Source organism: Aeromonas sp. 603404, assembly GCF_049171775.1.
GTDB classification, from domain to species: Bacteria; Pseudomonadota; Gammaproteobacteria; order Enterobacterales; family Aeromonadaceae; genus Aeromonas; species Aeromonas veronii_A.
Genome location: NZ_JAAKPE010000004.1, coordinates 154,947 through 179,789 on the forward strand (window position 1 = coordinate 154,947; position 24,843 = coordinate 179,789).

At 57.3% G+C, this 24,843-nt stretch carries 23 protein-coding genes and 3 tRNA genes; 10 read left to right on the top strand and 16 right to left on the bottom strand.

What is annotated here, in order from left to right; translation table 11 throughout:
• Positions 1-124: 124 nt before the first annotated feature.
• The 12 genes from G5306_RS07975 to lrp all read right to left on the bottom strand — a co-directional run bounded on the left by G5306_RS07975 (position 125) and on the right by lrp (position 14,066).
• Positions 125-1,429, bottom strand: coding sequence for an inosine/guanosine kinase (locus tag G5306_RS07975; RefSeq protein WP_216953402.1), 1,305 nt, complete (start codon positions 1,427-1,429; stop codon positions 125-127).
• A gap of 186 nt (positions 1,430-1,615) precedes the next feature.
• On the bottom strand, positions 1,616-2,008 hold the full coding sequence (locus tag G5306_RS07980; RefSeq protein ID WP_421312692.1) for an MAPEG family protein: 393 nt from the start codon (positions 2,006-2,008) through the stop codon (positions 1,616-1,618).
• Between the two features lie 34 nt (positions 2,009-2,042).
• Positions 2,043-3,017: a ferrochelatase gene (hemH, locus tag G5306_RS07985; RefSeq protein WP_201946924.1), complete on the bottom strand. Its 975-nt coding sequence runs from the start codon at positions 3,015-3,017 to the stop codon at positions 2,043-2,045.
• A 98-nt stretch (positions 3,018-3,115) separates the two neighbouring features.
• Positions 3,116-3,760: an adenylate kinase gene (gene adk, locus G5306_RS07990; RefSeq protein ID WP_005337083.1), complete on the bottom strand. Its 645-nt coding sequence runs from the start codon at positions 3,758-3,760 to the stop codon at positions 3,116-3,118.
• 303 nt (positions 3,761-4,063) lie between these two features.
• Positions 4,064-4,822 carry a tRNA isopentenyl-2-thiomethyl-A-37 hydroxylase MiaE gene (gene miaE, locus G5306_RS07995; protein WP_005346385.1) on the bottom strand — a complete coding sequence of 253 codons (759 nt, stop codon included), beginning with the start codon at positions 4,820-4,822 and terminating at the stop codon, positions 4,064-4,066.
• Positions 4,823-5,027: 205 nt separating this feature from the next.
• Positions 5,028-6,548, bottom strand: coding sequence for an amidophosphoribosyltransferase (gene purF, locus G5306_RS08000; protein ID WP_005351229.1), 1,521 nt, complete (start codon positions 6,546-6,548; stop codon positions 5,028-5,030).
• Between the two features lie 21 nt (positions 6,549-6,569).
• Positions 6,570-7,058, bottom strand: a complete 489-nt coding sequence (locus G5306_RS08005; protein ID WP_005337086.1) for a CvpA family protein — start codon at positions 7,056-7,058, stop codon at positions 6,570-6,572.
• Positions 7,059-7,246: 188 nt separating this feature from the next.
• Positions 7,247-8,542: a serine--tRNA ligase gene (gene serS / locus G5306_RS08010; protein ID WP_421312693.1), complete on the bottom strand. Its 1,296-nt coding sequence runs from the start codon at positions 8,540-8,542 to the stop codon at positions 7,247-7,249.
• 287 nt (positions 8,543-8,829) lie between these two features.
• Complete coding sequence (locus tag G5306_RS08015; protein WP_421249486.1) at positions 8,830-10,167, bottom strand: replication-associated recombination protein A; 1,338 nt, start codon at positions 10,165-10,167, stop codon at positions 8,830-8,832.
• Entirely contained in the window at positions 10,167-10,775 is a 609-nt protein-coding gene (lolA, locus tag G5306_RS08020; RefSeq protein ID WP_421209180.1) for an outer membrane lipoprotein chaperone LolA, read from the bottom strand. Before lolA ends, G5306_RS08015 begins: the two co-directional genes overlap by 1 nt.
• Positions 10,776-10,855: 80 nt before the next feature.
• Entirely contained in the window at positions 10,856-13,372 is a 2,517-nt protein-coding gene (locus G5306_RS08025) for a DNA translocase FtsK 4TM domain-containing protein (protein ID WP_421312694.1), read from the bottom strand.
• Between the two features lie 202 nt (positions 13,373-13,574).
• Entirely contained in the window at positions 13,575-14,066 is a 492-nt protein-coding gene (gene lrp, locus G5306_RS08030) for a leucine-responsive transcriptional regulator Lrp (protein ID WP_005300047.1), read from the bottom strand.
• Positions 14,067-14,216: 150 nt separating this feature from the next.
• On the opposite strand from lrp, the gene ald reads away from it, so the two are divergent.
• From ald to G5306_RS08045, 3 genes are all read left to right on the top strand, one after another.
• Complete coding sequence (ald, locus tag G5306_RS08035; RefSeq protein ID WP_421312695.1) at positions 14,217-15,332, top strand: alanine dehydrogenase; 1,116 nt, start codon at positions 14,217-14,219, stop codon at positions 15,330-15,332.
• Between the two features lie 196 nt (positions 15,333-15,528).
• Positions 15,529-16,479, top strand: coding sequence for a thioredoxin-disulfide reductase (gene trxB / locus G5306_RS08040; protein WP_421312696.1), 951 nt, complete (start codon positions 15,529-15,531; stop codon positions 16,477-16,479).
• Between the two features lie 62 nt (positions 16,480-16,541).
• Positions 16,542-17,789 (top strand): diguanylate cyclase, encoded by a 1,248-nt coding sequence (locus tag G5306_RS08045; RefSeq protein WP_257697060.1) that lies wholly within the window; start codon positions 16,542-16,544, stop codon positions 17,787-17,789.
• Between the two features lie 108 nt (positions 17,790-17,897).
• Here G5306_RS08045 and G5306_RS08050 read toward each other — a convergent pair whose 3' ends face one another.
• On the bottom strand, positions 17,898-18,368 hold the full coding sequence (locus tag G5306_RS08050; RefSeq protein WP_058059142.1) for a glycine zipper 2TM domain-containing protein: 471 nt from the start codon (positions 18,366-18,368) through the stop codon (positions 17,898-17,900).
• A gap of 19 nt (positions 18,369-18,387) precedes the next feature.
• Here G5306_RS08050 and aat point away from each other — a divergent pair, with 19 nt between their 5' ends.
• From aat to infA, 3 genes are all read left to right on the top strand, one after another.
• Positions 18,388-19,095 carry a leucyl/phenylalanyl-tRNA--protein transferase gene (gene aat, locus G5306_RS08055; protein ID WP_257697061.1) on the top strand — a complete coding sequence of 236 codons (708 nt, stop codon included), beginning with the start codon at positions 18,388-18,390 and terminating at the stop codon, positions 19,093-19,095.
• Entirely contained in the window at positions 19,092-19,808 is a 717-nt protein-coding gene (locus tag G5306_RS08060) for an arginyltransferase (RefSeq protein ID WP_216950965.1), read from the top strand. The genes aat and G5306_RS08060 overlap by 4 nt, the downstream gene beginning before the upstream one ends.
• A 68-nt stretch (positions 19,809-19,876) precedes the next feature.
• Positions 19,877-20,095 (top strand): translation initiation factor IF-1, encoded by a 219-nt coding sequence (infA, locus tag G5306_RS08065; protein WP_005300033.1) that lies wholly within the window; start codon positions 19,877-19,879, stop codon positions 20,093-20,095.
• 68 nt (positions 20,096-20,163) lie between these two features.
• On the opposite strand, the gene clpA is transcribed toward infA, so the two are convergent.
• Complete coding sequence (gene clpA / locus G5306_RS08070; protein WP_005337110.1) at positions 20,164-22,419, bottom strand: ATP-dependent Clp protease ATP-binding subunit ClpA; 2,256 nt, start codon at positions 22,417-22,419, stop codon at positions 20,164-20,166.
• Positions 22,420-22,478: 59 nt separating this feature from the next.
• Positions 22,479-22,796 (bottom strand): ATP-dependent Clp protease adapter ClpS, encoded by a 318-nt coding sequence (gene clpS / locus G5306_RS08075; protein WP_005337111.1) that lies wholly within the window; start codon positions 22,794-22,796, stop codon positions 22,479-22,481.
• Between the two features lie 229 nt (positions 22,797-23,025).
• Between clpS and cspD the strand changes: the two genes are divergently transcribed.
• The gene (gene cspD, locus G5306_RS08080) at positions 23,026-23,244 is read left to right on the top strand and encodes a cold shock-like protein CspD (RefSeq protein WP_005300025.1); all 219 of its coding nucleotides are present in this window, start codon (positions 23,026-23,028) and stop codon (positions 23,242-23,244) included.
• Positions 23,245-23,361: 117 nt separating this feature from the next.
• Here cspD and folD read toward each other — a convergent pair whose 3' ends face one another.
• A complete protein-coding gene (folD, locus tag G5306_RS08085; RefSeq protein WP_005337113.1) occupies positions 23,362-24,216 on the bottom strand; it encodes a bifunctional methylenetetrahydrofolate dehydrogenase/methenyltetrahydrofolate cyclohydrolase FolD in 855 nt (284 codons plus the stop codon).
• 213 nt (positions 24,217-24,429) lie between these two features.
• Here folD and G5306_RS08090 point away from each other — a divergent pair.
• The 3 genes from G5306_RS08090 to G5306_RS08100 all read left to right on the top strand — a co-directional run bounded on the left by G5306_RS08090 (position 24,430) and on the right by G5306_RS08100 (position 24,748).
• Positions 24,430-24,506: transfer RNA gene (locus G5306_RS08090), tRNA-Pro, on the top strand.
• Positions 24,507-24,543: 37 nt separating this feature from the next.
• A tRNA-Arg gene (locus G5306_RS08095) sits at positions 24,544-24,620 on the top strand.
• A 52-nt stretch (positions 24,621-24,672) separates the two neighbouring features.
• Positions 24,673-24,748 (top strand) — tRNA-His (locus G5306_RS08100).
• The last annotated feature ends 95 nt before the right edge of the window (positions 24,749-24,843 follow it).

A 24,843-nucleotide genomic window follows, 5' to 3' on the forward strand; every position in this document is an offset into this window, starting at 1 on the left:
CAAATGGTGTCGCAAAAGTGACATGGACTCAAGCATATTGGGGTTATTCCGGCAAAAAAGCCGGGATAACCCCCATTAGCCTGCAAAAACGCCTCCCGATGGAGGCGCCTTGCAGATTAGGAGATCAACGCTCCCAGTAAACCTCTTCCAGGCTGTCCTCTTTCTCCGGCAAACCGCGGGAGAGACGGGGACTGCTCTGGGCCAACACCTCGTAGCTGACGCGGTTGGCGTATTTGCACACCTGGGCCAGTGAGGAGTAAGTCAGGAACTCGGAGATGTGTTTGGCGGAGTTGGGCACATTCATCCGGTGATAGGAGTTGGCCACCATGTCGTGCAGCACGGCGGAAAGCGCGCCATCCCCTGCCCCGTTGGTGTTCTTGATCTTCTCCGGGCCACCCATGTACGGGGAGATGTGGGAGTAGATCCGGGTCGGTTTGCGGCACTTGGCGCGGGCCATCGGACGGCTGAACTCATACATGTTGAACTCGGGGATGACGCCCGGCAACAGGGTATGAGTGGTCTCGCGCTTGTAGTCCTCGTCGGTGTAGCTCGCCATGTAAAGACCGATGGGGCCTGCGGTACAGAGCACCATGTCGGCCCAATCGAGCGCCTTGTCGGCCGCACCGAGCGGATCTGCGATGCCGGTCAGGGCTTCACCTTCGTCTTCGTTCATCGCCAGCACAGTCACGTTCTCGGCAATGAAGTCGCGCCACCACTGGGGGTTTTCGTCGATGACGAAACGGGTGCCCAGGGTCAGCACCACGGGAATACCGGCCTCGCGGGCATAACGCACCGCGGTCATGGCCGCCTCTTTCATCGGATCACCATCGTCACCACGCACCAGATAGGCGGTGATCACCAGGGCAGATGCCCCTTTGATCACATCCTCCGGGATGTGCTGCACATCCAGCTGGTTCATCTTGCCGGCGTTGATGCCGAAGCTGCGCTCGCCGCACTCGGTGATGAAGGTGAAGCAACGACCGATGGGGCCATCCACCGGCTGCAGATAGTCCAGATTGACGCGGGAAGAGGTGTTGCACAGATAACGGTAGGCGTAGCAGCCGATGCGAATATCCTGACTCATCACACCCAGCAGGATGGAGTGGGAGTCGGCCAGTACCGAGTAGTTGTGTACCGTGTTGCCAATGGTGCCACCGGCAAACTCGCTCACTACCATGTTGTTGGCCTTGAGCTCGTCATAAATCCGTTCGGCTACATCGTCATTGATGACAACGGAGTGCCCCTTGCTCAGACCATAACGGGTCAGAAAGTCTTCATCCACATGGGCTTCAATATCAACCAGGGTCTGATCAATCCCGACCACGTAGGCTTTGCCCAGTTCGGTTAACAGGGGATTTTGCGGCACCAGGGGATCGCGTCTGTCGACAGGGAAGTAGTGTTTGGACTTGCGCTGACCGGGAAATTTCATGGCAATGTTCTGTGCTCTGGGGGAAAGAGGGGCGGGATTTTAACACAATCCGCCGCCCCGAAAAGTCGCCCTGTTTAAATAATGGAGTCAGTATAGACAAGGCTTGCAAGGAAAAACGTTTGCCTTTTCACCATAAAAAAACCACCCTGCCCGGGGTGGTTCCATAGCATGCAAAAGCGTCGGTTTTCAGGTGGCCGCCATGCCCTGCAACAGAGCCAGCAGCGAGAAGAGGCCGAGGGCGAGCCAGAACAGCAAGGTGCCCAGAAAACGGGGCACATTGGGGGCTTTGGGGATCTGGATGCCGATGGCATGCAGGAGGCGGCCAACCAGTAGCATGGCGCCACCGGCATGCAGCCAGAGCGCACCGGCACCGGAGAGCTCGCACAGCGCCATCAGCAGCAGGGTCAGCGGCACATACTCGGCAAAATTACCGTGGGCCCGGATCGCCGCCAGCAGCTCGGGGGCCTCCCCCTGTCCTATCATCACCCCGAACTGGGCGCGGCGTTTGACCACCCAGAAGGAGAGCCCTAGAAACAGCAGCCCAAGCAGGCCTGCGTAGATCAGCGTGATATGTACCATGACTCGACTCCTTGTTTGACTGACTGCCGGTCACTCATGCCAATTCGCGGCAGATGAGCGAGACCATCATCCTGATGTGGGCCTGATCGCTGTTGAGGGCCGGAATATATTCAAACCGCTCGCCACCGGCCTCCATGAAGATCTCCCGATTCTGTACCTGAATTTCCTCAAGGGTTTCGAGGCAGTCGGCGGCAAAGGCAGGGCAAATCACATCGAGCCGCTTGATGCCCGCAGCAGGCATACCGCCAATGGTCACGTCTGTGTAGGGCTTGAGCCACTCCTCCTTGCCAAAGCGGGACTGGAAACTGGCCGTCCACTGCCCGGCCTCCAGCCCGAGCGCCTCGGCCAGCAGAGTGGCGGTGTGGCGACACTGGTGACCATAGGGGTCCCCTTCGTTCTCGTAGCGCTCGGGAATGCCGTGGAACGACATCAGCAGGTGATCACCCTGACCGTGCTGCTCCCAGTGACGGCGCACGCTCATGGCTAGCGCCTGTATATATTCGGGATGGGCGTGATAATCACGAATGAGCCGTACCACCGGCAGATTGCGTTCTCTCTTCATCGCCTTGCTCCAGGCATCGAAGACCGAGGCGGTGGTACTGACCGAATATTGCGGATAGAGCGGCAACAGGATCACCCGGTTGACCCCTTTGGCCTTGAGCGCCTGCCAGCCATCATTCACTGACGGGGAACCATAGGTCATCGCCAGCTCCACCGGCACATCGACCCCCTCCCGCTTGAGCTCCTGCTCCAGCGCAGCGCGCTGCTGCTTGCTTATCACCATCAGCGGCGAGCCCTGCTCGGTCCAGACCTGCTGATAGAGCTTGGCCACTTTGGGCGAGCGCGTCGGCAAGATGATGAAGTGGAGCAGCGGACACCAGAGGTAACGGGGCAGGTCCACCACACGGGGATCGTGCAGGAACTGGCTGAGGAACGCTTTGACGGCAGCGGTGGTCGGTGCGGCTGGGGTACCCAGATTGACCAGCAATATTCCGGTTTTCGTGGTCACGTTGGCTTCCTGTCTATCTGTCATTATGCAAAAAGGGCCCGACAGGGCCCTTCTCTTTATTTATCTGATGGCACGGGAAACAGTGCCGGCAGCAAAGATCAGCCCAGAATGGTGGCAAGCTGCTTGCTGACCAGATCAACCGGCTGGGTGCCGTCGATCTTGACGTAACGGGTGTGGCCCGCTTCCGCCTCTTTGCCGTAGAAACCGATCAGCGGCGCGGTCTGCTGATGATATACATCCAGACGCTTGCGTACTGTGGTCTCTTCGTCGTCGGCGCGGATCACCAGATCTTCACCGGTCACGTCATCCTTGCCTTCCACTTTCGGCGGATTGAACACCACGTGGTAGGTACGGCCGGAGCCGGAGTGAACGCGACGGCCGCTCATGCGCTTGACGATCTCTTCGTCCGGCACATCGAACTCCAGCACGAAATCAACCACGACACCGGCGTCCTTCATGGCTTGCGCCTGGGGAATGGTGCGCGGGAAACCGTCCAACAGGAAGCCTTTGGCGCAGTCCGGCTGAGCGATGCGCTCTTTGACCAGACCGATGATGATGTCGTCAGAGACCAGCTGACCTGCGTCCATCACAGCTTTGGCTTTCAGACCGAGCTCGGTGCCCGCTTTGATCGCCGCACGCAGCATGTCGCCGGTGGAGATCTGGGGAATACCGTGTTTTTCCATGATGAACTGAGCCTGGGTACCTTTGCCGGCGCCCGGAGCCCCCAACAGAACAATGCGCATACACGCTCCTATTGATTGGTTATTCAAATCTTGCGAAGGCAAAAAAGTACACGGTTTCGCCCGTTTCTACAAGGGTGAGCCACCTGAATGAGCACTTTATCACCACAATAACCGGCTGTTCGAACAGGATTTCATCGCAAGGGGAAGACGCAAAAATAGCCAGGGATTCAGCATAGAGCGCCAAAAGCAGGAAGGAGGTACGACAGAAAAAAAGATCCCGGCTCAGGGCCGGGAATTGCGCTCAAAAGTAACTACTTGTCGCTCGTAGTAGGAACAGGGCAATAGTAGTTTGCCCCCTGTGCGTCAACAACTGTCAGATGTGACAGGCAGGCCGCTATGAAACCGGAACTGGGGATCCGGCGAGCAGATTAGCTCGGCTTCCAGCTTGCCAAAGAAGGCCACCCGCTCGCTGATATCCTCCCCTGCGTACTGTTCGGCCAGGCTCAGGTAATCCTGATAGTGACGCGCTTCGGAGCGCAGCAAAGAGACATAGAAGCGGCTCAGCTCTTCGTCCAGATGGGGCGCCAGCTTGGCAAACCGCTCGCAGGAGCGGGCCTCGATATAGGCACCGATGATCATCTTGTCGACTATGGTGGCCGGTTCATGGGTGCGCACATGCTGCATCAACTGACGGGCATAGCGGGAGGCCGTCACCGGCCCGTATTCGATGCCGCGGGCCTGCATGATCTCCAGCACCTGCTCGAAGTGGTGCAGCTCCTCCTGAATGAGTCGCACCATGGGAAACAGCAGTGGATTGCGCTCCAGCTCGGCAAAGACGGTGCGATCAGACTCCCCCATGCTGCGTTTGCCCAGGATCTCGGCCTTCTCCGGAATGGCATCCAGCTCGCGATAGAACTCCAGCTTGGGCAGCAGATGGCGCTTGCCCTTGGGCAGGCAGTAGCGGCGCACCAGACTGTGGGCAGTGAGTGCGGCCTTGGTCTCGCAGTTGGCGTGATCGATGAGCAGGGTCGGCAAACGGGCCGGATCTCGCGCCATCTCCACCCACTCATCCGGGGTCTCGCACTGCAAAAACTGGCGCACTGGGGCTAGCAGATCATCCATCTGAACTCTCGTCTCTTAAAAGCGTATCGGTCATATATGTTGCCGCCTATGCTAGCGGATCCTGCTGGCCATGCCCATATCCGGCAAGATAAGCGGATGTTTTTCAAACAGATATCTCCTCCCCCTTCTGCCTGTGTGAGGCAAAAACGACAATGGGGGCAACAGGCCCCCATCTCGCTATCCCATCCGGCAAAACCGCAAACGTTTAACTTCCTTCGTTAAAAATTTCCAGATTGCTGGTGCCTTCCTGCCACTCACGCACCGCTTTGGTGTCATCGTTGCGCAGGGCATTGAGGTGATCCAGATAGGACTGGTCCACGTCGGAGGTGACGTAGTGGCCATTGAACACCGAGGTCTCGAAGTGACGCAGATCCGGGTTGATCTCCCGTACGGCAGCTTCCAGATCTTCCAAATCCTGGAAAATCAGACCGTCAGCGCCAATCAGCTTGCACACCTCTTCCACTTCACGGCCGTGGGCGATCAGCTCGTTGGCGGTGGGCATATCGATGCCATAGACGTTGGGGAAGCGAATTTCCGGCGCCGCCGAGGCGAAGTAGACCTTGGCTGCCCCCGCTTCACGGGCCATCTGGATGATCTGCTCGGACGTGGTACCACGCACGATGGAATCGTCCACCAGCAACACCTTCTTGCCCTTGAATTCGGAGCTGATGGCGTTGAGCTTGCGGCGCACCGACTTCTTGCGCTGGGTCTGGCCCGGCATGATGAAGGTACGGCCGATGTAGCGGTTCTTCACGAAGCCCTGACGGTATGGCAGGTCGAGGGTGTGGGCGATCTCCAGCGCCACGTCACAGGAGGTCTCGGGGATGGGGATAACCACATCGACGTCGAGATCTTCCCACTCGCGGGCAATCTTCTGACCCAGCTTGCGACCCATGTTGAGGCGGGCGGCGTAGACCGAGACCTTGTCGATGCACGAATCGGGACGGGCGAAATAGACATATTCGAAGATACAGGAGCTCATCTGCGGGTTCTCCGCACACTGCTCGGAGAAGAGCTGGCCCTGCTCGGTGATGTAGATGGCTTCACCCGGCGCAATATCCCGCACCGTCTCGAAACCGATGGCGTCGAGCGCCACGCTCTCGGAGGCGAGCATGTACTCCACCTGGCCCTGCTCGTCCTGACGACGACCGAGGATCAGCGGGCGAATGCCGTTGGGATCGCGAAAACCGATGAGACCATGGCCAATCACCAGCGAGACCACCGCATAAGCACCGCGGATCTGCTGATGGGTTCTGCGCACCGCAGCGAAGATATCTTCGGGACGCAGGGCCATCTTGTCACAGCGATCCAGCTCGTGGGCCAGCACGTTCAGCAACACTTCCGAATCGGAGGTGGTGTTGATGTGACGACGGGCGACCTTGAACTGCTGCTCCTTGAGCTCCTTGGCGTTGGTGAGGTTGCCGTTATGGGCCAGCACCATGCCGTAGGGAGAGTTCACATAAAAAGGTTGGGCTTCAGCGGCACTTGAGCTGCCTGCGGTGGGATATCTGACATGACCTATGCCGATGTTCCCTTGCAAACGCTGCATGTGGCGCACTTCAAACACGTCCTTCACCAGGCCATTGGCCTTGCGTTGCCGGAAGTTTCCACTATCAATGGTCACGATCCCGGCGGCATCCTGTCCCCTGTGCTGCAACACCGTCAAGGCGTCGTAGAGGGCCTGATTGACGGGGGTGGTGCCAACTATACCGACAATACCACACATGTCTTTGCTACCTCGAAGTCACTATACCTGTTTAAGAAAACTGGATGAGTTCAACATGAACCCGAAAAACCACTGGATCACCGGCTTGAACTCCGGCACCAGCTTGGACGCCACCCACCAGTCGCTCTGGGAGAGGCTGGTGAAGGTATCCATGAAAAAAAGCAGGGCACTGACGATCAGCACCCCGCGAATTGCACCGAAGCAGACCCCCAGCACCCGATCGGTACCGGAGAGACCCGTCTTGTCCACCAACAGGCCCACCACATAGTTGACCACGCTGCCGAGGATCAGGGTCGCCACAAACAGGGCTGCGATGGCCAGACCGTTGCGAACCAGCGCATCGGAGAAGGAGGTGAAATAGACGGCGAGATCAGGATAGAAATGGCTGGCAATAAAGAAGGCGACGAACCAGGTGACAAGAGACATGGCCTCCTTGACGAAGCCGCGCACCAGACTGATGAGAGCAGAGAAACCGACGATGCCGATGATGGCGTAATCAATCCAGACCATAGAAAAAGATGTCCTGCGAAATTGCGGCGCAGTCTAACAAAAACGATTGCGCATTGCTTGATAAAAATGTGTTAACTGTTCAAAGCGGCGCCGAAAAGCTGCATTTTTTTCAGCACTAAAACGATTGTTCGGCGCCAGAATGCACAACGCCATGGCAATGCCATGGCGTTGTGGTCAGCTGCGTGAGCTTACCCGATGTGGGTCAGGCCACCCATGTAGGATTGCAGCGCGGCCGGAATGGCGATACGACCATCTGCCTGCTGGTAGTTCTCAAGCACAGCGACCAAGGTACGACCCACAGCCAGACCTGAGCCATTCAAGGTGTGAATGAGCTGCGGCTTGCCATCGACACGCACGCGAGCCTGCATGCGGCGCGCCTGGAAGTCGGTGCAGTTGGAGACAGAGGAGATCTCGCGGTAGGTGTTCTGGGCCGGCAGCCACACTTCCAGATCGTAGGTCTTGGCCGCGCAGAAGCCCATGTCACCGGTAGAGAGCGCCATCACGCGATACGGCAGCTCCAGCAGTTGCAGCACCTTCTCGGCGTGACCCACCATCTCTTCCAGCGCTTCCCAGGATTTCTCCGGGTGAACCAGCTGTACCATCTCGACCTTGTCGAACTGGTGCATACGAATGAGACCACGGGTATCACGACCGTAGGAGCCCGCTTCGGAGCGGAAGCAGGGGCTGTGAGCGGTCATCTTGATCGGCAGCTCCTGCTCATCGAAGATCTCGTCGCGCGCCATGTTGGTAAGCGGCACTTCGGAAGTCGGGATCAGGGAGAACTTGCGCACCTTGCCCTCTTCTTCCCCTTCGCCGTCAATACCGGTATTGAACAGATCCTGGGAGAACTTCGGCAGCTGGCCGGTACCGTACAGGCTGTCCGGGTTGACCAGATAGGGCACGTAGCACTCGGTGTAACCGTGCTGCAGAGTGTGCAGATCCAGCATGAACTGGGCCAGGGCGCGGTGCAGACGGGCAATCTGGCCCTTCATCACCACGAAACGGGAACCGGAGAGCTTGACGCCGTTCTTGAAATCAACGCCCTTGGCCGCTTCGCCCAGATCGATGTGATCCCGTACCGGGAAGTCGAAGTGACGCGGGGTACCCCAACGGCGCACTTCCACGTTGTCGTTCTCGTCACAACCCACCGGGGTGGTTTCGCTCGGCAGGTTGGGGATGGCGTCGGCAATGGTTTTCAGCTCGGTCAGCAGCGCATCCAGCTCGACTTTGCTGGTTTCCAGCTCGTCATTGATCTTGGTCACCTCGGCCTTGAGCGGGCCAACATCTTCACCGCGACGGGCAGACTCACCGATGGACTTGGAGCGGGCATTGCGCTCGGCCTGCAGCTCCTGGGTACGGGACTGCAGATCCTTGCGCTTCTCTTCCAGAGCATTGACAGCCGCTACGTCCAGAACGTAGCCACGTGTCGCCAGACGAGCGGCAGCTTCATCGATGTCGCTGCGCAGATATTTGGGATCCAGCATGGGTTACCTACTTTTTTAATAAGGGATCTGGGCCTGAGTCATCATGACGGGCTAAAAAACAGATCCGGAAGTTAACATCGGTTGGCCCCCGTCGCCTTGAGAGTCAGGCCTTCGAAATCAAGAAGATGGTATCAGGCCGAAACCAACGGGGTCAGAGGGGCAGTGTAGCAGACCGCCCCCCTGCCCGAACAGGGACTATTTGGGTCGTTTTTGCCGACTTGTGCGGTCAAACACCCCAATTATTCCGGTACTTGACCAATTTTCATTCTGCTGACAAACAAGCGGGGCTATCGGCCCCGTTTTTGCGAGCTCTGTCGATCCAGCTCGTGGAGATAATCGAGCTTCTGGCCGATCTGCTTTTCAAGGCCACGATCGGTAGGCTGATAGTACTGCTTGCCGGCAAGCTCGGGGGGGAAATACTCCTCCCCCGCAGCATAGGCGCCCGGCTCGTCATGGGCATAGCGATACTCGGCGCCATAGCCCAGATCGCTCATCAGCCGGGTCGGCGCATTGCGCAGGTGCACCGGCACCTCGAAGTCAGGGAGGTTTTTGGCATCATTGAGCGCTGCCTTCCAGGCGGTGTAGACCGCATTGCTCTTGGGGGCACAGGCGAGATAGACGATCGCCTGGGCGATAGCCCGCTCCCCTTCCGCCGGCCCGATGCGGTGGAAACAATCCCAGGCAGATAGAGCCACCTGCATGGCACGGGGATCGGCATTGCCCACATCTTCCGAGGCGATGGCCAGCAAGCGGCGGGCAATGTAGAGGGGATCGCAGCCGGCACTCACCATGCGGGCATACCAGTAGAGTGCCGCATCCGGTGCCGAGCCGCGGATAGATTTATGCACCGCCGAGATGAGGTCGTAGAAGTGATCCCCCCCCTTGTCGAAGCGGGCCACATGTTCCCCCGCTACGGCGGCAAGCAGCGCGCTGTCGATCACCCTCGCCCCTGTGCTGTCGGTTTCGGCCATGTCGGCCAACAGCTCCAAATAGTTGAGGGATTTACGCCCGTCCCCATCCACCGCCTTGGCCAGCGCCTCCTTCACCCCGGGGGCAAAGGTGAGCACCGGATCATTGAGACCACGGGGATCGGTCATCGCCTGATCGAGCATGGCGAGGATGTCGCTCTCCTCAAGTCGCTTGAGCAGATAGACCCGAGCACGGGAGAGCAGCGCGTTGTTGAGTTCGAACGAGGGGTTTTCGGTGGTGGCACCGATAAAGGTGATGGTGCCATCTTCGATATGAGGCAGGAACACATCCTGCTGACTCTTGTTGAAGCGGTGCACTTCATCCACGAAGAGGATGGTGCGCACCCCGCGCCAGCTGTTCTCTTTGGCCTTGTCGATGGCGGCGCGGATCTCCTTGATGCCTGAGGTCACTGCCGAGAGTCGCTCCACTTCCGCCTGACAGTAGTGAGCCACCAGCTCCGCCAGCGTGGTTTTACCGGTACCGGGTGGCCCCCACAGGATCATGGAGTGGCAGTGACCCGCCAGGATCGCTTTGCGCAGGGGCTTGTCAGCCCCCAGGATATGCTGCTGACCGATATACTGGTCGAGGTTTTGCGGCCGCATCCGGGCCGCCAGCGGACGAAAGTCCGAGGAGAAATCCAGCGACAGATTGCTCATCAGCGCTGATCATCCAGCTCGACCCCCTTCGGGATCTTGAAGACAAATTCGTTACCCTTGAGCACCGGCTTGCGGTTGAAGTTATTGAGGGTAAATTCGGTCCACTGCCCCTGCGCCTCTTTCACATCGAAGCGGCTGATGTTGTTGTCGCGATCGAAGGTTACACGGAAGGAGGCGATAAGCTCGCTCGGATCACGGCTGGTGACTGTGTAGACATCACCCTGCTGAGTCACGTCGTACTGCTTCCACAGTTTTTCGTCATTGCCGGTGATAAGCACGAAGGGGGTATTGAGCACCGCATCCTTCATTTTAAGGGCGGTGACCTGCTCGACGAAGGGATCATACACCCAGACATCCTTGCCATCAGCCACGATCAGGCTCTCGTCAGGCGCAGTGGTATGCCAATTGAAATGGTTTGGGCGCTGCACCAGCAGATCGCCGCTGGCGCGCTGCAGCTCCTTGCCCTTGCTGTCGTAGACAGTCTGGGAGAACTTGGCGGAGAAGAGGCTGACACTGGCCAGCTTCTGCTTGAGATCGCTGGCCGCGTCGGCCCACACCTGGCTGCTGGCAACCAGCAGCATGGATCCGATCAACAGCTGTTTTTTCATCATGCTTTTCATAACGACCATCTCGATAAAAGGCCACGCCCGTGAGGGGCATGGCCAGGATAACAGTAAAAGGGTGGGCCTTAGTCCCGCACCGGCGGCGGAGCGAGCACATCGCGCTGACCGTTACCACCCGGGGCGCTCACAATGCCCTGATTTTCCATCTGCTCGATGAGACGAGCAGCCCGGTTGTAACCAATCTTGAACTTGCGCTGCACGCTGGAGGTCGAACCACGGCGGGACTCCACCACGAAGGCAACCGCTTCGTCAAACAGGGGGTCGAGCTCTTCGTCGTCACTACCGCCATATTCGCCGCTGCCACCTTCACCACCAGATTCGCCCGAAAGAATCTCATCGATGTAGTTCGGCTCGCCGCGCAGTTTCCAGTCCGCCACCACCTTGTGTACCTCGTGGTCATCGACAAAGGCGCCGTGCACCCGGGTCGGGTTGGAAGTACCGGCCGGCATGTAGAGCATGTCACCCATGCCGAGCAGAGATTCGGCGCCGCCCTGATCGATGATGGTCCGGGAGTCAATCTTGCTCGACACCTGGAACGAAATCCGGGTCGGGATGTTGGCCTTGATAAGACCGGTAATGACATCCACCGACGGACGCTGGGTCGCAAGGATAAGGTGAATACCGGCCGCCCGCGCCTTCTGGGCGATACGGGCAATCAGCTCTTCCACCTTCTTGCCGACGATCATCATCATGTCGGCAAACTCGTCCACTACCACCACAATGTGGGGCAGCTTCTCCAGCTCCGGCGGCATCTGATCCATGGAATCGCCCGGACGCCACAACGGATCCAGCAGGGGTTCCCCCTCCTCGATGGCAGCCAGTACCTTGTCGTTGTAGCCCTTGAGGTTACGCACCCCGACCGCCGACATCAGCTTGTAACGGCGTTCCATCTCCCCCACGCACCAGCGCAGGGCGTTGGCGGCGTCCTTCATGTCGGTCACCACCTCGGTCAGCAGGTGCGGGATCCCTTCGTAGACCGAGAGTTCCAGCATCTTGGGGTCGATCATGATAAAGCGCAGGTCATCGGGGGATGACTTGTAGAGCATCGAGATGATCATGGTGTTGACCCCCACCGACTTACCGGAACCTGTGGTACCGGCCACCAGCAGGTGCGGCATCTTGGCCAGGTTCACCACCACCGGCTCGCCGGCGATGTCCTGACCCAGGCCCATGGTGAGCGGGTTGCGGCTATCGCGGAAAGCATCGCAGTCGAGGGTTTCGCGCAGGTAAACGGTCTGACGCACCCGGTTGGGCAACTCGATCCCCACATAGGTCTTGCCCGGGATCACCTCAACCACCCGCACGCTGCTGGCAGACAAAGAGCGGGCCAGATCGCGGGACAGGTTGGTGATCTTGCTCGCCTTCATGCCCGGCGCCAGATCCAGCTCGAAACGGGTAATAACCGGGCCCGGATAGACACCGACCACCTTGGCCTGCACGTTGTAGTCGGCAAGCTTGGCCTCCACCAGACGGCCCATGCGATCCAGCTCATCCTTGCTCATCATCTGGGTCTTGGCTGGCGGTCTGTCCAGCAGCTCGATACTCGGCAACGGCGGCATTGTTGACTGCGGACGACGCTTGGGCTTGGTCGGTGCGACGGCTACCGGTGCGGCGATCTCATCGTCCCCTTCGGCCCACGGCAGATCCAGATCCTCCTCATCATCGTCGTCGGCCACAGCCAGTACCGGCTGACGGCGCCCATTGGCAGCCGCCACCGCACGTTTCGGCTTGGCAGCCGGAGCCGGCTCGTCATCTTCATCATCAAACTGGGGATCGAACTCGAAGGTATCGTCGTCGAGTTCCGGCAGCCACTCTTCGGCGGCAGCCTTCTGATTCTTGGCCTTGGGCTTGCGAGTCCAGCTGGTATGCGGCTCATCTTCCTCGTCATCAAACGCGATGGCCCCTACCCCGCCTTCCAGCAAGGGATCCGGCCCCTCGTTGCGGGGTTGACGCCAGCCACCGGTCAACCAGCGGCCAAGGGTGGTCGGGAAGTGGTAAACAGCGCTGACCGAACCGGTACAGGCCGCGCCGATCTGCTCGACGATGGTGAGCCAGGACCAGCCGGTAAACAGGGTGATGCCGGTTGCCACGAAGCAGAGCAGCATCAGGTTGGCTCCGACGCCGCCAAACAGCGGCACCACCGCGGAGGCGATCACATCCCCCACCAGACCACCGGCGGAGAAGTTCTGCAGATCGTTGAAGTTCATGCTGGCAATGGCCGACATGCCGAGCACGGTCAGGATAAAGCCGATGATCCGCACCCCCAGGGTGAGGTAATCCACATCGAGCAGACGGCTCGGGCGCCAGAACAGACTCCAGCCCAGCAGCACCACCAGCGGCGGCACCAGATAGGAGAAGGCACCAAAGGTAAACATGGTGATATCGGCGAGCCAGGCACCGGCACTACCGGCGAGGTTCTTCACCTCCCCTTGCCAGGAGGTCTGGGACCAGCCGGGATCAGCGGGATGATAGGACAACAGGGCAAGCAGAAGATAAGCAGCCATCAGGGTGATGGCGATCAAGACGGCTTCGAAGATCCGTTGTGTACCTGATAAAGGAGTAAACAGCTTTTTATCGGCCAAACTCCGGCTCCTTTCTGAAAACATGTAATGCAGGAAATAAGGGGGCCTAGTATCCCCGAAAAGCCCATCGATTGTCAGCCAGAGCCTGATGGGACGGGGCCATATTTGCAATTATCTTTACAAGAAGAAACGAGCGGACCGGCCGCTCGTTTCTGACTGTCATGGTGTCTCATATGGAAAAGATACCACGGCATAACCTGCTTTATCGTGTGCTGATCACCAGACGACTGCTCTGCTTGACCTCTTCCATCACCACGTAGGTGCGGGTGTCATTGACACCGGGCAGACGCAGCAGGGTTTCCCCCAACAGACGGCGGTAAGCCGACATGTCGCTGACTCGGGTCTTGAGCAGATAGTCGAAGTCACCGGAAACCAGATGACACTCCTGGATCTCTTCGAGTACCTGAACAGCCTTGTTGAACTGTTCAAACACATCGGGAGCACCGCGGTTGAGGGTTATCTCTACAAAAACCAGCAGCGACGCATCCAGATAATGAGGGTTCAGAATCGCAGCATATCCTTCGATATACCCTTGTCGCTCGAGGCGACGAACCCGTTCCAGACACGGTGTAGGACTCAGGCCAACTCGCTTGGACAACTCAACATTCGAAATCCTGCCATCCTTTTGCAGTTCATTAAGAATGTTGCGGTCAATCCTGTCCAAATCCTTTAGCCGACTCTTAGCTTCCATCATTTTATTCCATCCTTTGGCTATTTTTTGGTAAGAATCACCAGTCATTTTATAATTATGGTCACAAATCCTGTCAATACCTGAATATACTAGGCGCAAATGTTGGTTAACATTTTGGCAACATGAAACACCAATCTATAGACGAGGGATAGCATGATTATCGGTGTACCTAAAGAGATAAAAAACCATGAATACCGCGTAGGCATGGTTCCGGCCAGTGTACGTGAACTGACAGCACGAAACCATACTGTTTTCGTCCAAAGCGGTGCCGGAAACGGCATTGGCTTCAGCGATGCAGATTATATCGCTGTTGGAGCCGAAATTTTGGCCTCTGCAGCAGAGGTTTTCGCCAAAGCCGAGATGATCGTCAAGGTCAAGGAACCTCAGCCTGTCGAATGTGCCATGCTGCGTCCGGGTCAAACCCTGTTCACCTATCTGCATCTGGCGCCAGACTTGCCCCAGACCGAAGCCCTGCTGAAAAGCGGCGCCATCTGTATCGCCTATGAAACCGTCACCGACGGCCGTGGCGGCCTGCCCCTGCTGGCCCCCATGTCAGAAGTGGCCGGACGCATGTCTATTCAGGCGGGTGCCCAGGCGCTGGAAAAATCGCGCGGTGGTAGCGGAGTGCTGATCGGCGGCGTACCCGGTGTCGAACCGGCCAAGGTGGTGATCATCGGCGGCGGCGTGGTCGGCTCCAATGCAGCCCGCATGGCCATTGGCCTGCGCGCGGATGTGACCATCCTCGACAACAACGTCGATACCCTGCGCCGTCTCGATAACGAGTTCCAGGGAGCGGCCAAGGTGGTTTACTCCAACAGCGAGACGCTGGAGCGTCATCTGCTGGCGGCCGATCTGGTCATCGGCGGCGTGCTGGTGCCGGGTGCCACTGCGCCAAAACTTGTCCGCCGTGACCACATTGCGCGCATGAAGCCGGGTTCTGCTATCGTCGATGTCGCCATCGATCAGGGCGGCTGTGTGGAAACCTCCCACGCCACCACCCACCAGGATCCGACCTATATTGTCGATGAGGTGGTGCACTACTGTGTCGCCAACATGCCGGGTGCGGTAGCCCGCACCTCGACCGTGGCACTCAACAACGCTACCCTCCCCTTTATCATCAAGCTGGCTCAACAAGGTTACCGCGACGCCCTGTCGTCAGACGTGCACCTGCGTCATGGCCTCAACGTGATGGAGGGCAAGCTCACCTGCAAAGAAGTCGCCGTGGCTCATAGCCTTGCCTACACGGATCCCTTGACCCTGCTGAACTGATCTGCGCTGGCCTGAGCCAGTCAACGATAAGTGAAAATCCGCCCGCGATGGGCGGTTTTTTTATCTCTTTTTCATGCCCGACCGGACTGCGCAGTGATGCAGGAAGCCGATTGAAACAATCGACTCACTGGCCTTTGACCCCGGATCACGAATTACCTACAATCGCGCAAACTCATCACGTCTCGGAAATCACATCATGAGCCAAGTCACTCACAGCAAATTGCTGATCCTGGGGTCAGGCCCGGCCGGTTACACTGCCGCCGTCTACGCCGCCCGTGCCAACCTCAATCCCCTGCTCATCACCGGCATGCAGCAAGGTGGCCAGCTGACCACCACCACAGAGGTAGAGAACTGGCCCGGCGACCCGGAAGGGCTGACCGGCCCGGCGCTGATGGAGCGCATGAAAGCCCATGCAGAGAAGTTCGATACCCGCATTCTGTTCGATCACATCAACAGTGTCGAATTGACCCAGCGCCCGTTCCGCCTCAAGGGTGACAATGGCGAATACACCTGTGATGCGCTGATCATCGCCACCGGTGCCTCCGCCAAGTATCTGGGCCTCCCTTCCGAAGAAGCCTTCAAGGGCCGCGGCGTCTCCGCCTGCGCCACTTGTGACGGCTTCTTCTATCGCAATCAGGAAGTGGCTGTAGTTGGCGGCGGCAACACCGCCGTGGAAGAGGCGCTCTATCTGGCCAACATCGCCAAGAAGGTACACCTTATTCACCGTCGCGACGAATTCCGCGCCGAGAAGATCCTGATCAAGCGTCTGCACGACAAGGTCGAGAGCGGCAACATCGTGCTGCACACTCACCAGACCCTGGACGAAGTACTGGGCGATCAGATGGGGGTTACCGGTGTGCGCCTGCGCAACACCCAGAACGACACCACCACCGACCTGCCACTGATGGGCGTCTTCATCGCCATCGGTCACCAGCCCAACACCCAGATCTTTGATGGCCAGCTGGAGATGCAAAACGGCTATCTGAAAGTACGTGGCGGCCTCGACGGTTTTGCCACCCAGACCAGCATTGAAGGTGTTTTCGCTGCCGGCGATGTGGCCGACCACAACTACCGTCAGGCCATCACCTCTGCCGGTACCGGCTGCATGGCAGCCCTCGATGCAGAACGCTACCTCGATGCGCAATAAATAAGCGCAGTTGTGATATAAGGCATACCCATTGGTATGCCTTTTTTATTTGAAGGAGTCTAATGAAACAGAAGATATTGATTGTCGAAGATAGCCTGACCATCCGCCGTATGCTGACTCAGGCCATTGCCCAGCAGACTGGTCTCGAGATCGATGCCTTTGATACTCTCGAAGGCGCCCGTCACTGTCGGGGAGAGGAGTATGTGGTCGCGCTGGTAGATCTGACCTTGCCGGATGCGCCCCGTGGCGAAGCGGTCAACGAGCTGCTGGCTCAGGGTTTGCCGGTGGTGATCCTCACTGCCGACATCAGCGAGGATAAACGTGCCGCCTGGCTGGAAACCGGCGTGCTGGACTATGTGATGAAGGATTCGCGCCACTCGCTGCAATATGCCGTCAGTCTGGTGCACCGCCTCTATCTCAACCAGTCCATCGAAGTGCTGGTAGTCGACGACTCACGCACCTCCCGTCACCGCACCATGGCCCAGTTGCGCAAGCAGTTGTTGCAGGTGCATGAGGCCAGCCATGCCCGTGAAGCGATGGCGATGCTGGAGCAACACCCGGACATCCGGCTGGCACTGGTCGACTACTATATGCCGGATATCGATGGCATCAGTCTGGTGCGGATGCTGAGAGAGCGTTACAGCAAGCAGCAGCTCGCGATTATCGGGATTTCGGTCTCGGACAAGCGCGGTCTTTCTGCTCGCTACCTCAAGCAAGGCGCCAACGACTTTCTCAACCAGCCGTTCGAGCCGGAAGAGCTGCAGTGTCGGGTCAGCCACAATCTGGAGGCGCTCGAGCAGTTCAACAGCATTCAGGAGTCAGCCAATCGTGACTACCTGACCGGTCTCTACAACCGGCGCTACTGGTTCAACGAAGGGCAAAAATGGTTTGAAGAACATCAGCGCCAGCAGACGCCTCTCGCACTCTGTGTGCTCGATGTGGATCACTTCAAGCAGGTCAACGATCACTGGGGCCATGCCATCGGCGATCAACTGCTCTGCCATCTGACCCGGCTACTGACCCAGTTCTTCCCCGATGCCATGATCGCCCGGTTTGGTGGAGAGGAGTTTGCCATGATGGTGCCTCACTGTACCGTCCCCGTGTTGATCAAGCGTCTTGAAGGGCTGCGTCAGCAGCTGCGCCAGCAACCCTTGTCACCGGAAACCCCGCTCTTTGTTCGCGCCAGTTACGGCGTGATCAGCGTCGGGCGGATATCCATGGACGAGGCGCTGAGCGTAGCGGATCGGCTGCTCTATCAGGCAAAGAACACCGGTCGCGACAAGATAGTCTCTCAAGAGACAGCTATCTGAATCCTCAGGGCATCAGTCCCGTGTATTACCGCCCGACAGACTTTCCAGCAGGAGAGTCTGCGGGTTCCTTTCCTGCCACAGTCTCCCCATCACCATGACTATCGAAAGTCAGTAGGTCTTGTCGACCCGCACCCCATCATCGAAGTAGAGAATGCGCACCTTGTCCCCGTTGGTAAAGACCATGGCGGGATCATAATCCTGGATCACGTTGATAAGGGCATTTTGCTCGTTGCGGATCAGCAGCTCCACCAACTTGTTTTCCACCACGGTTCCCCCGGACTGGTATTGCTGCGCAGCCGCAGCACCCGCGAGCGCCCCGACGGCGGTGGCGATTTCACGGCCATGACCGCCGCCAAACTGGTTCCCCAGCAGGCCGCCCAACACAGCCCCCCCCAGCGTCTTCCAGCCAGAGTGCTCTGACTCCAGGATCTGGCGCTGGGTAATATTGCGCACCGTTTCGACCTGACCAAACACCACCTGATTGACTGGCCGCGCGGTATTGCGCTGGTAGACCTCCGCCCCGGCGGGCGCAGTGACAAAGCAGAGCAAGCTGGATACTATCAGGATAATGGCCTTCATCTATGAACCTCGTTGCCTTATGTCTCGCTATCTTACCCAACTGGATGATGAGCTTTGCTGGTTTCCCGACCCCAGCCATGCGCTGGAAGAGCCCAACGGCTTGCTGGCGATCGGCGGGGATCTCTCCCCTGCCAGATTGCTGGCAGCTTATCACAAGGGGATCTTCCCGTGGAATGAACCCCACCAGCCGACCCTGTGGTGGTCACCGGATCCCCGCGGAGTGATCCGCCCAGACCAACTCCATGTGGGACGGACACTGCAGAAGATTATCCGTCGAACCCCATTCGATATTTCTGTCAATCGCGCCTTTAATGAAGTCATTACCGCCTGCGCCGCCCCTCGTCGCACTGCCGATGGCACCTGGATCAGCCAGCCCATGATCGAGGCCTACCAGCAGTTGCACCGGCTGGGTCATGCCCACTCTATCGAGATCTGGCAGGAGGGAGAGCTGCAAGCGGGACTGTATGGCCTCTCTATCGGCCGACTGTTTTGCGGTGAATCCATGTTCAGCCGGATTGATAACGGCGCCAAACTTGCCATGGTGGCACTCTGTCGCCACTTTTCACGCCATGGTGGAGCACTTATCGATTGCCAGATGCAAAACCCGTTTCTGGCGACCCTGGGTATCGAGGAGTGGCCAAGGGCCCGTTTTCTGGCTGAGCTGGCGCGCCTTGGCCATCAACCACTATTGGCTTCCTGCTGGCGAGAGGGGGAGATCAGCTTATGACTGAAGAAGTGATCCTCAAAGTAGGGCTGACTCCCAAGCATCCCTGCAGTTATCTGGACCATGAACAGGAGCAATTGCTGGTGCTGATGGATCACAATCTGCTCAACGCCAACGGTTACGAGCGATTGTTGACTGCCGGTTTTCGCCGCAGTGGCAACGACATCTATCGCCCCCACTGCCCGGCGTGCCATGCCTGCCAGTCCCTTCGTATTCACAGCGAACGCTTTCGTCCCAGCCGTGGCCAGAAGCGGATCCGCCAGCTCAACAGGGATATCGAGATCGTCCTGAGCTATGATGACAAACCCGAGTATTACCTGCTCTACGAACGTTATATCCGCGAACGCCATCAGGATGGCAGCATGTATCCCCCCAACCGCAGTCAGTATCGCGGGTTTCTCCATTGTGACTGGATGCCGCCGCTCTACCTGGAGATGCGCAAAGAGGGCCGCCTGATCGGTGTCGCCACCACAGACCTGCTGCCCCACTCCTTGAGCGCCATGTACACCTTCTTCGATCCGGATTATGCCGATCGCTCCCTGGGCACCTTTGCCATCCTCTGCCAGCTCGATCTGGCCAGGAGAACCGGGCGAAGCTGGCTCTATCTTGGCTATCTGGTAGAGGCGTGTCGCAAGATGAATTACAAACGCAATTACCTCCCTCACGAGCTGTTAATTCAGGGGGAATGGAAAAATATCGACACCAAGCCCGAGTAAACTTTACACATAGCCTTAAATCCGGCATGATCCAGCGGTTTTTTGTTGTGGCTTATCAAGAGGATTCAATGGCTAAAGAAGACAGTATTGAGATGCAGGGCACTATTCTCGAAACCCTGCCCAATACCATGTTCCGTGTGGAACTGGAGAATGGTCACGTGGTTATCGCTCATATTTCAGGCAAGATGCGCAAAAACTACATTCGTATCCTGACTGGAGACAAAGTAACGGTAGCACTGACTCCCTACGATCTCTCCAAGGGACGTATTGTTTTCCGCTCTCGCTAAGCCAGGAATTCAGCAAAAAACCCCAACCTTTCGGTTGGGGTTTTTTGTCGTTTTCTGATCACTGACGCTTAGTGGGAAACAGCTTCAACATTGACCTGAAAATCAAAGCTGAGGCTGTCATTTACCAACTCAACCTTCACAATTCCCCCGTCAACCAGTGAACCGAACAGGATCTCGTTGGCCAGGGGTTTCTTGAGGTGCTCCTGGATTACCCGACCCATCGGTCTGGCGCCCATGGCTCTGTCATACCCCTTCTCCGCCAACCAGTGGCGGGCACGCTCGGACACCTCGAGAGAAACTCCCTTCGCATCCAGTTGAACCTGCAATTCTACAATGAACTTGTCGACCACCTGATGGATCACCGTCATATCCAGATGGTTGAACCAGATGGTGTGATCAAGCCGGTTGCGAAACTCCGGACTGAAGGTCTTGTTGATCACCGCCATGGCATCGTGGCTCAAATCCTGTTGCTGGAAGCCAATCGATTTACGCTGGGTCTCCTGCACACCGGCGTTGGTAGTCATGACCAAAATCACGTTACGGAAATCCGCCTTGCGCCCGTTGTTGTCGGTCAGGGTGCCGTTGTCCATCACCTGCAACAGCAGATTGAATACGTCCGGGTGAGCTTTCTCAATTTCGTCAAGCAACACAACGGAATGAGGATGCTTGATCACCGCATCAGTCAGCAGACCCCCCTGCTCAAAACCGACATAGCCGGGAGGCGCACCAATCAGGCGTGAGACGGTGTGGCGTTCCATGTACTCGGACATATCAAAGCGCAGCATCTCGACACCCAATGCCTTGCCCAACTGCTGGGTCACCTCTGTTTTACCAACACCGGTAGGACCGGCAAACAGGAAGCAACCAACCGGGCGACGCTCGTTACCCAAACCTGAACGAGAGAGGCGAATCGCATCGGTCAGCACCTCGATGGCTTTATCCTGACCAAAGACCACCATCTTCAGATTGCGTTCCAAGTTCTTCAGTACTTCTTTATCTGAAGAGGAGACTGATTTTTCCGGAATGCGAGCGATCTTGGCCACAATGGACTCAATTTCCTGCACATTGATCACTTTCTTGCGCTTGCTCGCCGGCAACAACCGTTGACCGGCGCCCGCCTCGTCGATCACATCGATCGCCTTGTCGGGTAGGTGACGATCATTGATGTACTTGGCAGAGAGCTCGGCAGCTGCACGGATCGCCTTGGCGGTATAGCGTACGCCGTGGTGAGCTTCATAGCGACTCTTGAGCCCCATCAGGATGCGAGTGGTGTCATCGATAGTCGGCTCGACAATATCGATCTTCTGGAAGCGGCGGGCCAGCGCACGGTCTTTCTCGAAGATCTGGGCATACTCCTGATAAGTGGTGGATCCCACACAACGGAGCAAACCATTGGAGAGCAGCGGCTTGATCAGGTTGGCCGCATCCAGCTGACCACCGGATGCCGCACCGGCACCAATGATGGTATGGATCTCGTCGATAAAGAGGATGGCCCCTTCCTGACGCTCAATCTGCTTGAGCAGTACCTTGAGGCGCTTCTCGAAATCACCACGGTATTTAGTGCCCGCCAGCAGAGAACCCATATCCAGCGAATAGATGGTACTGCCCGCAATCACCTCGGGGACATCCCCCTTGACGATGCGATAGGCCAACCCTTCGGCAATGGCTGTTTTGCCCACGCCGGCTTCACCCACCAGCAGCGGGTTGTTCTTGCGACGGCGGCAGAGCACCTGAATGGTACGATTGAGCTCCTGATCACGGCCAATCAGCGGATCGATGCGCCCTTCCAGCACCAGCTGGTTCAGGTTGGTGGCAAAACTCTCGATCTGTGCGGCCGAGACATCATCATCAGACTCGGGATTGTTATTGCTGCCGAGATCAGGCTTGCTGTCCTTGCGCACCCCGTGGGAGAGGAAATTGACGACGTCGAGACGGCTGATCTCGGCTTTTTTCAGGAAATAGGCTGCTTGTGACTCCTGTTCACTGAAGATAGCGACCAGCACGTTGGCACCGCTGACTTCGGTATTGCCGGAGGATTGCACATGGAAGACGGCACGCTGCAACACGCGCTGGAAGCCCAGTGTCGGCTGGGTTTCACGATCTTCATCGTCGCGCGGTATGAGCGGAGTAGTTTGGGTGATGAATGCGCGGATCTCCTTGCGCATCTGCTCAACATCGGCACCACAAGAGCTCAGCGCCTCATGGGCTGAACTGTTATCCAGAAGGGCTAACAACAGGTGCTCGACGGTCATGAATTCGTGGCGCTCGTCACGGGCCAGTTTGAAAGCCTCGTTCAGCGTCTTTTCTAGATCTTTATTCAACATAGGCACCTCCCCTAGTACAGCTACAATGTGGTGTCACACTCGCCATCAAGTCATCAGATTCAAGCCTTTTCCATAGTACAGAGCAGTGGATGTTCGTTGTTACGTGCATAGGTGTTGACTTGGACAACCTTGGTTTCGGCGATCTCTGCGGTAAACATGCCGCAGACACCCTTACCACTATAATGCACACTCAGCATGACTTGAGTCGCCTTGTCCAAATCCATACCAAAGAACTTTTGCAGCACCTCCACCACAAACTCCATGGGCGTGTAGTCATCGTTGTTCAACACAACCTTATACATGGGTGGCGGCTGCAGCTTTGTTTTCTCTGCTTCTGCAATCTCTTCATTAGCAAAGAGTTCTTTCTGCTTGCTCATAATCGCGCTTTGGTACCTCTAGATTACTACCGTCTAACACAAGGTTGTCAATAGACTTGTTAACCAGATCACATCAGCTGTTAACAACTTCTTGACTCGCTCAAAAGTTAGACTAGATTGGTTACTTGCTAATCTGTGCCCGTCTGCTATGGGCCCATGTCCCTAGTTATAAAGGGCTGGCGCAGGTTACTCAACGACTTCTGGGTAATCAATAAAAGGATGTAGAAGTATGGCAACCGGCACAGTTAAGTGGTTTAACAACGCAAAAGGATTTGGGTTTATCTGTCCGGAAGGGGGCGGTGAGGATATCTTCGCTCACTACTCCACGATTCAAATGGAGGGCTACAAGACCCTGAAAGCGGGTCAGGCTGTCAATTTTGAACTGCAACAGGGGCCGAAAGGAAATCACGCCTCTGTGATTGTGCCAAACGAAGCACAAAATATGTAAATAACACCCGTTGGATAAATAAAAAACCGGTTCCTCTCTGAGCAACCGGTTTTTTATTGTCAGATTTCTGGCGAACCCTGCCTCCTCACGGGATCACAGGGTTATCACCAGCCATGATCAGTCGTGATATTCACTGCAGGCGATCAGGGTATTTTCCATCAGGCTGGCGACCGTCATCGGGCCCACGCCACCGGGTACCGGGGTAATGAAGGAGGCATGGCTGCGCGCCGTCTCAAACTCCACATCACCGACCAGCGAACCATCAGCCAGGCGATTGATGCCCACATCGATTACCAGTGCCCCCGGTTTGATCCACTCGCCAGGGATGAAGTTGGGCTTGCCGACCGCAACAACCAGCAGATCGGCACGGCGTACCTGCTCTTCCAAATCTCGGGTAAAACGGTGACAGGTCGTGGTTGTACAGCCCGCCAGCAACAATTCGAGGGTCATGGGACGCCCCACTATGTTAGACGCACCCACCACGACCGCATGCAGACCATGTGTCTTCACGCCGGTGGTCTCGATCAGTGTCATGATCCCTTTCGGGGTGCAGGGGCGCAGCGCCGGAATACGTTGGGCCAGACGACCGACGTTATACGGGTGAAATCCATCTACATCCTTGTCAGGCTGGATCCGCTCCAGCACCTGAGTGGTATCAAAGTGATCCGGCAACGGCAACTGAACCAGAATGCCATCTACGTGGCTATCCGCATTCAGCTGATCAATCAGCGCCAGCAGCTCTTCCTGACTGGCAGTGGCACTCAGGTCATAGGAGCGGGAGAGAAACCCCACCTCCTCGCACGCCCGACGTTTGCTGCCGACATAGACCTGAGAGGCGGGATCCGCCCCCACCAGAATGACTGCCAGCCCTGGAGCCCGTTTCCCTGCCGCCAACCGCTGTTGGACTTGCGCCGCGACCTGGCTGCGAATCGTTTGCGCAACCTGTTTTCCATCTATGATTTTGGCAGACATCGTTCTCCACTCACCATGTGTTCAACTGCCGCGCATTGTCGCATTTTTTTAGCTAGGATGTTAGCGGCAGACGCACGCCAGACCGGTAGCGGGCAATAAGTAGGCACTTGAATTTACTGGGGGAAAAAGTCGTTGACGCTGGCCCTTACGCTTGGCTATGATGCCCGCCCGTTGCCCAGTACGACTCATGTCGATATGCTGGTCAGGGATTTTCGGTGATTAGCGCAGCCCGGTAGCGCATCTGGTTTGGGACCAGAGGGTCAAAGGTTCGAATCCTTTATCACCGACCATGTTCATCGACTCGTCCCTAAGACGTGTTGGTACAAAGCGCCCTTAGCTCAGTTGGATAGAGCAACGGCCTTCTAAGCCGTGGGTCGCAGGTTCGAATCCTGCAGGGCGCGCCATTGATGCTCTCCTTTTCTTCTGGATTGGCGAGTGTTGATGAAGATTTCAGTGGTGGCTGTAGCTCAGTTGGTAGAGTCCCGGATTGTGATTCCGGTTGTCGTGGGTTCGAGCCCCATCAGCCACCCCATTATTATGTCGATAATCACCGCAAGGTGACGTCCATCGACTTGGTGCAGTGACCTTCTGGTCTGCTCCGCGAAAAACCGGCCTTGGCCGGTTTTT

Bases quoted from the DNA above. Each gene is read 5' to 3' on its own strand.
- G5306_RS07975 (WP_216953402.1), bottom strand. From the start codon at position 1,429: ATGAAATTTCCCGGTCAGCGCAAGTCCAAACACTACTTCCCTGTCGAC.
- G5306_RS07980 (WP_421312692.1), bottom strand. From the start codon at position 2,008: ATGGTACATATCACGCTGATCTACGCAGGCCTGCTTGGGCTGCTGTTT.
- adk (WP_005337083.1), bottom strand. From the start codon at position 3,760: ATGCGCATTGTTCTGTTGGGGGCTCCGGGCGCCGGCAAAGGTACCCAG.
- miaE (WP_005346385.1), bottom strand. From the start codon at position 4,822: ATGGATGATCTGCTAGCCCCAGTGCGCCAGTTTTTGCAGTGCGAGACC.
- purF (WP_005351229.1), bottom strand. From the start codon at position 6,548: ATGTGTGGTATTGTCGGTATAGTTGGCACCACCCCCGTCAATCAGGCC.
- G5306_RS08005 (WP_005337086.1), bottom strand. From the start codon at position 7,058: ATGGTCTGGATTGATTACGCCATCATCGGCATCGTCGGTTTCTCTGCT.
- serS (WP_421312693.1), bottom strand. From the start codon at position 8,542: ATGCTGGATCCCAAATATCTGCGCAGCGACATCGATGAAGCTGCCGCT.
- G5306_RS08015 (WP_421249486.1), bottom strand. From the start codon at position 10,167: ATGAGCAATCTGTCGCTGGATTTCTCCTCGGACTTTCGTCCGCTGGCG.
- lolA (WP_421209180.1), bottom strand. From the start codon at position 10,775: ATGAAAAAACAGCTGTTGATCGGATCCATGCTGCTGGTTGCCAGCAGC.
- lrp (WP_005300047.1), bottom strand. From the start codon at position 14,066: ATGATGGAAGCTAAGAGTCGGCTAAAGGATTTGGACAGGATTGACCGC.
- ald (WP_421312695.1), top strand. From the start codon at position 14,217: ATGATTATCGGTGTACCTAAAGAGATAAAAAACCATGAATACCGCGTA.
- trxB (WP_421312696.1), top strand. From the start codon at position 15,529: ATGAGCCAAGTCACTCACAGCAAATTGCTGATCCTGGGGTCAGGCCCG.
- G5306_RS08045 (WP_257697060.1), top strand. From the start codon at position 16,542: ATGAAACAGAAGATATTGATTGTCGAAGATAGCCTGACCATCCGCCGT.
- G5306_RS08050 (WP_058059142.1), bottom strand. From the start codon at position 18,368: ATGAAGGCCATTATCCTGATAGTATCCAGCTTGCTCTGCTTTGTCACT.
- aat (WP_257697061.1), top strand. From the start codon at position 18,388: ATGTCTCGCTATCTTACCCAACTGGATGATGAGCTTTGCTGGTTTCCC.
- G5306_RS08060 (WP_216950965.1), top strand. From the start codon at position 19,092: ATGACTGAAGAAGTGATCCTCAAAGTAGGGCTGACTCCCAAGCATCCC.
- infA (WP_005300033.1), top strand. From the start codon at position 19,877: ATGGCTAAAGAAGACAGTATTGAGATGCAGGGCACTATTCTCGAAACC.
- clpA (WP_005337110.1), bottom strand. From the start codon at position 22,419: ATGTTGAATAAAGATCTAGAAAAGACGCTGAACGAGGCTTTCAAACTG.
- clpS (WP_005337111.1), bottom strand. From the start codon at position 22,796: ATGAGCAAGCAGAAAGAACTCTTTGCTAATGAAGAGATTGCAGAAGCA.
- cspD (WP_005300025.1), top strand. From the start codon at position 23,026: ATGGCAACCGGCACAGTTAAGTGGTTTAACAACGCAAAAGGATTTGGG.
- folD (WP_005337113.1), bottom strand. From the start codon at position 24,216: ATGTCTGCCAAAATCATAGATGGAAAACAGGTTGCGCAAACGATTCGC.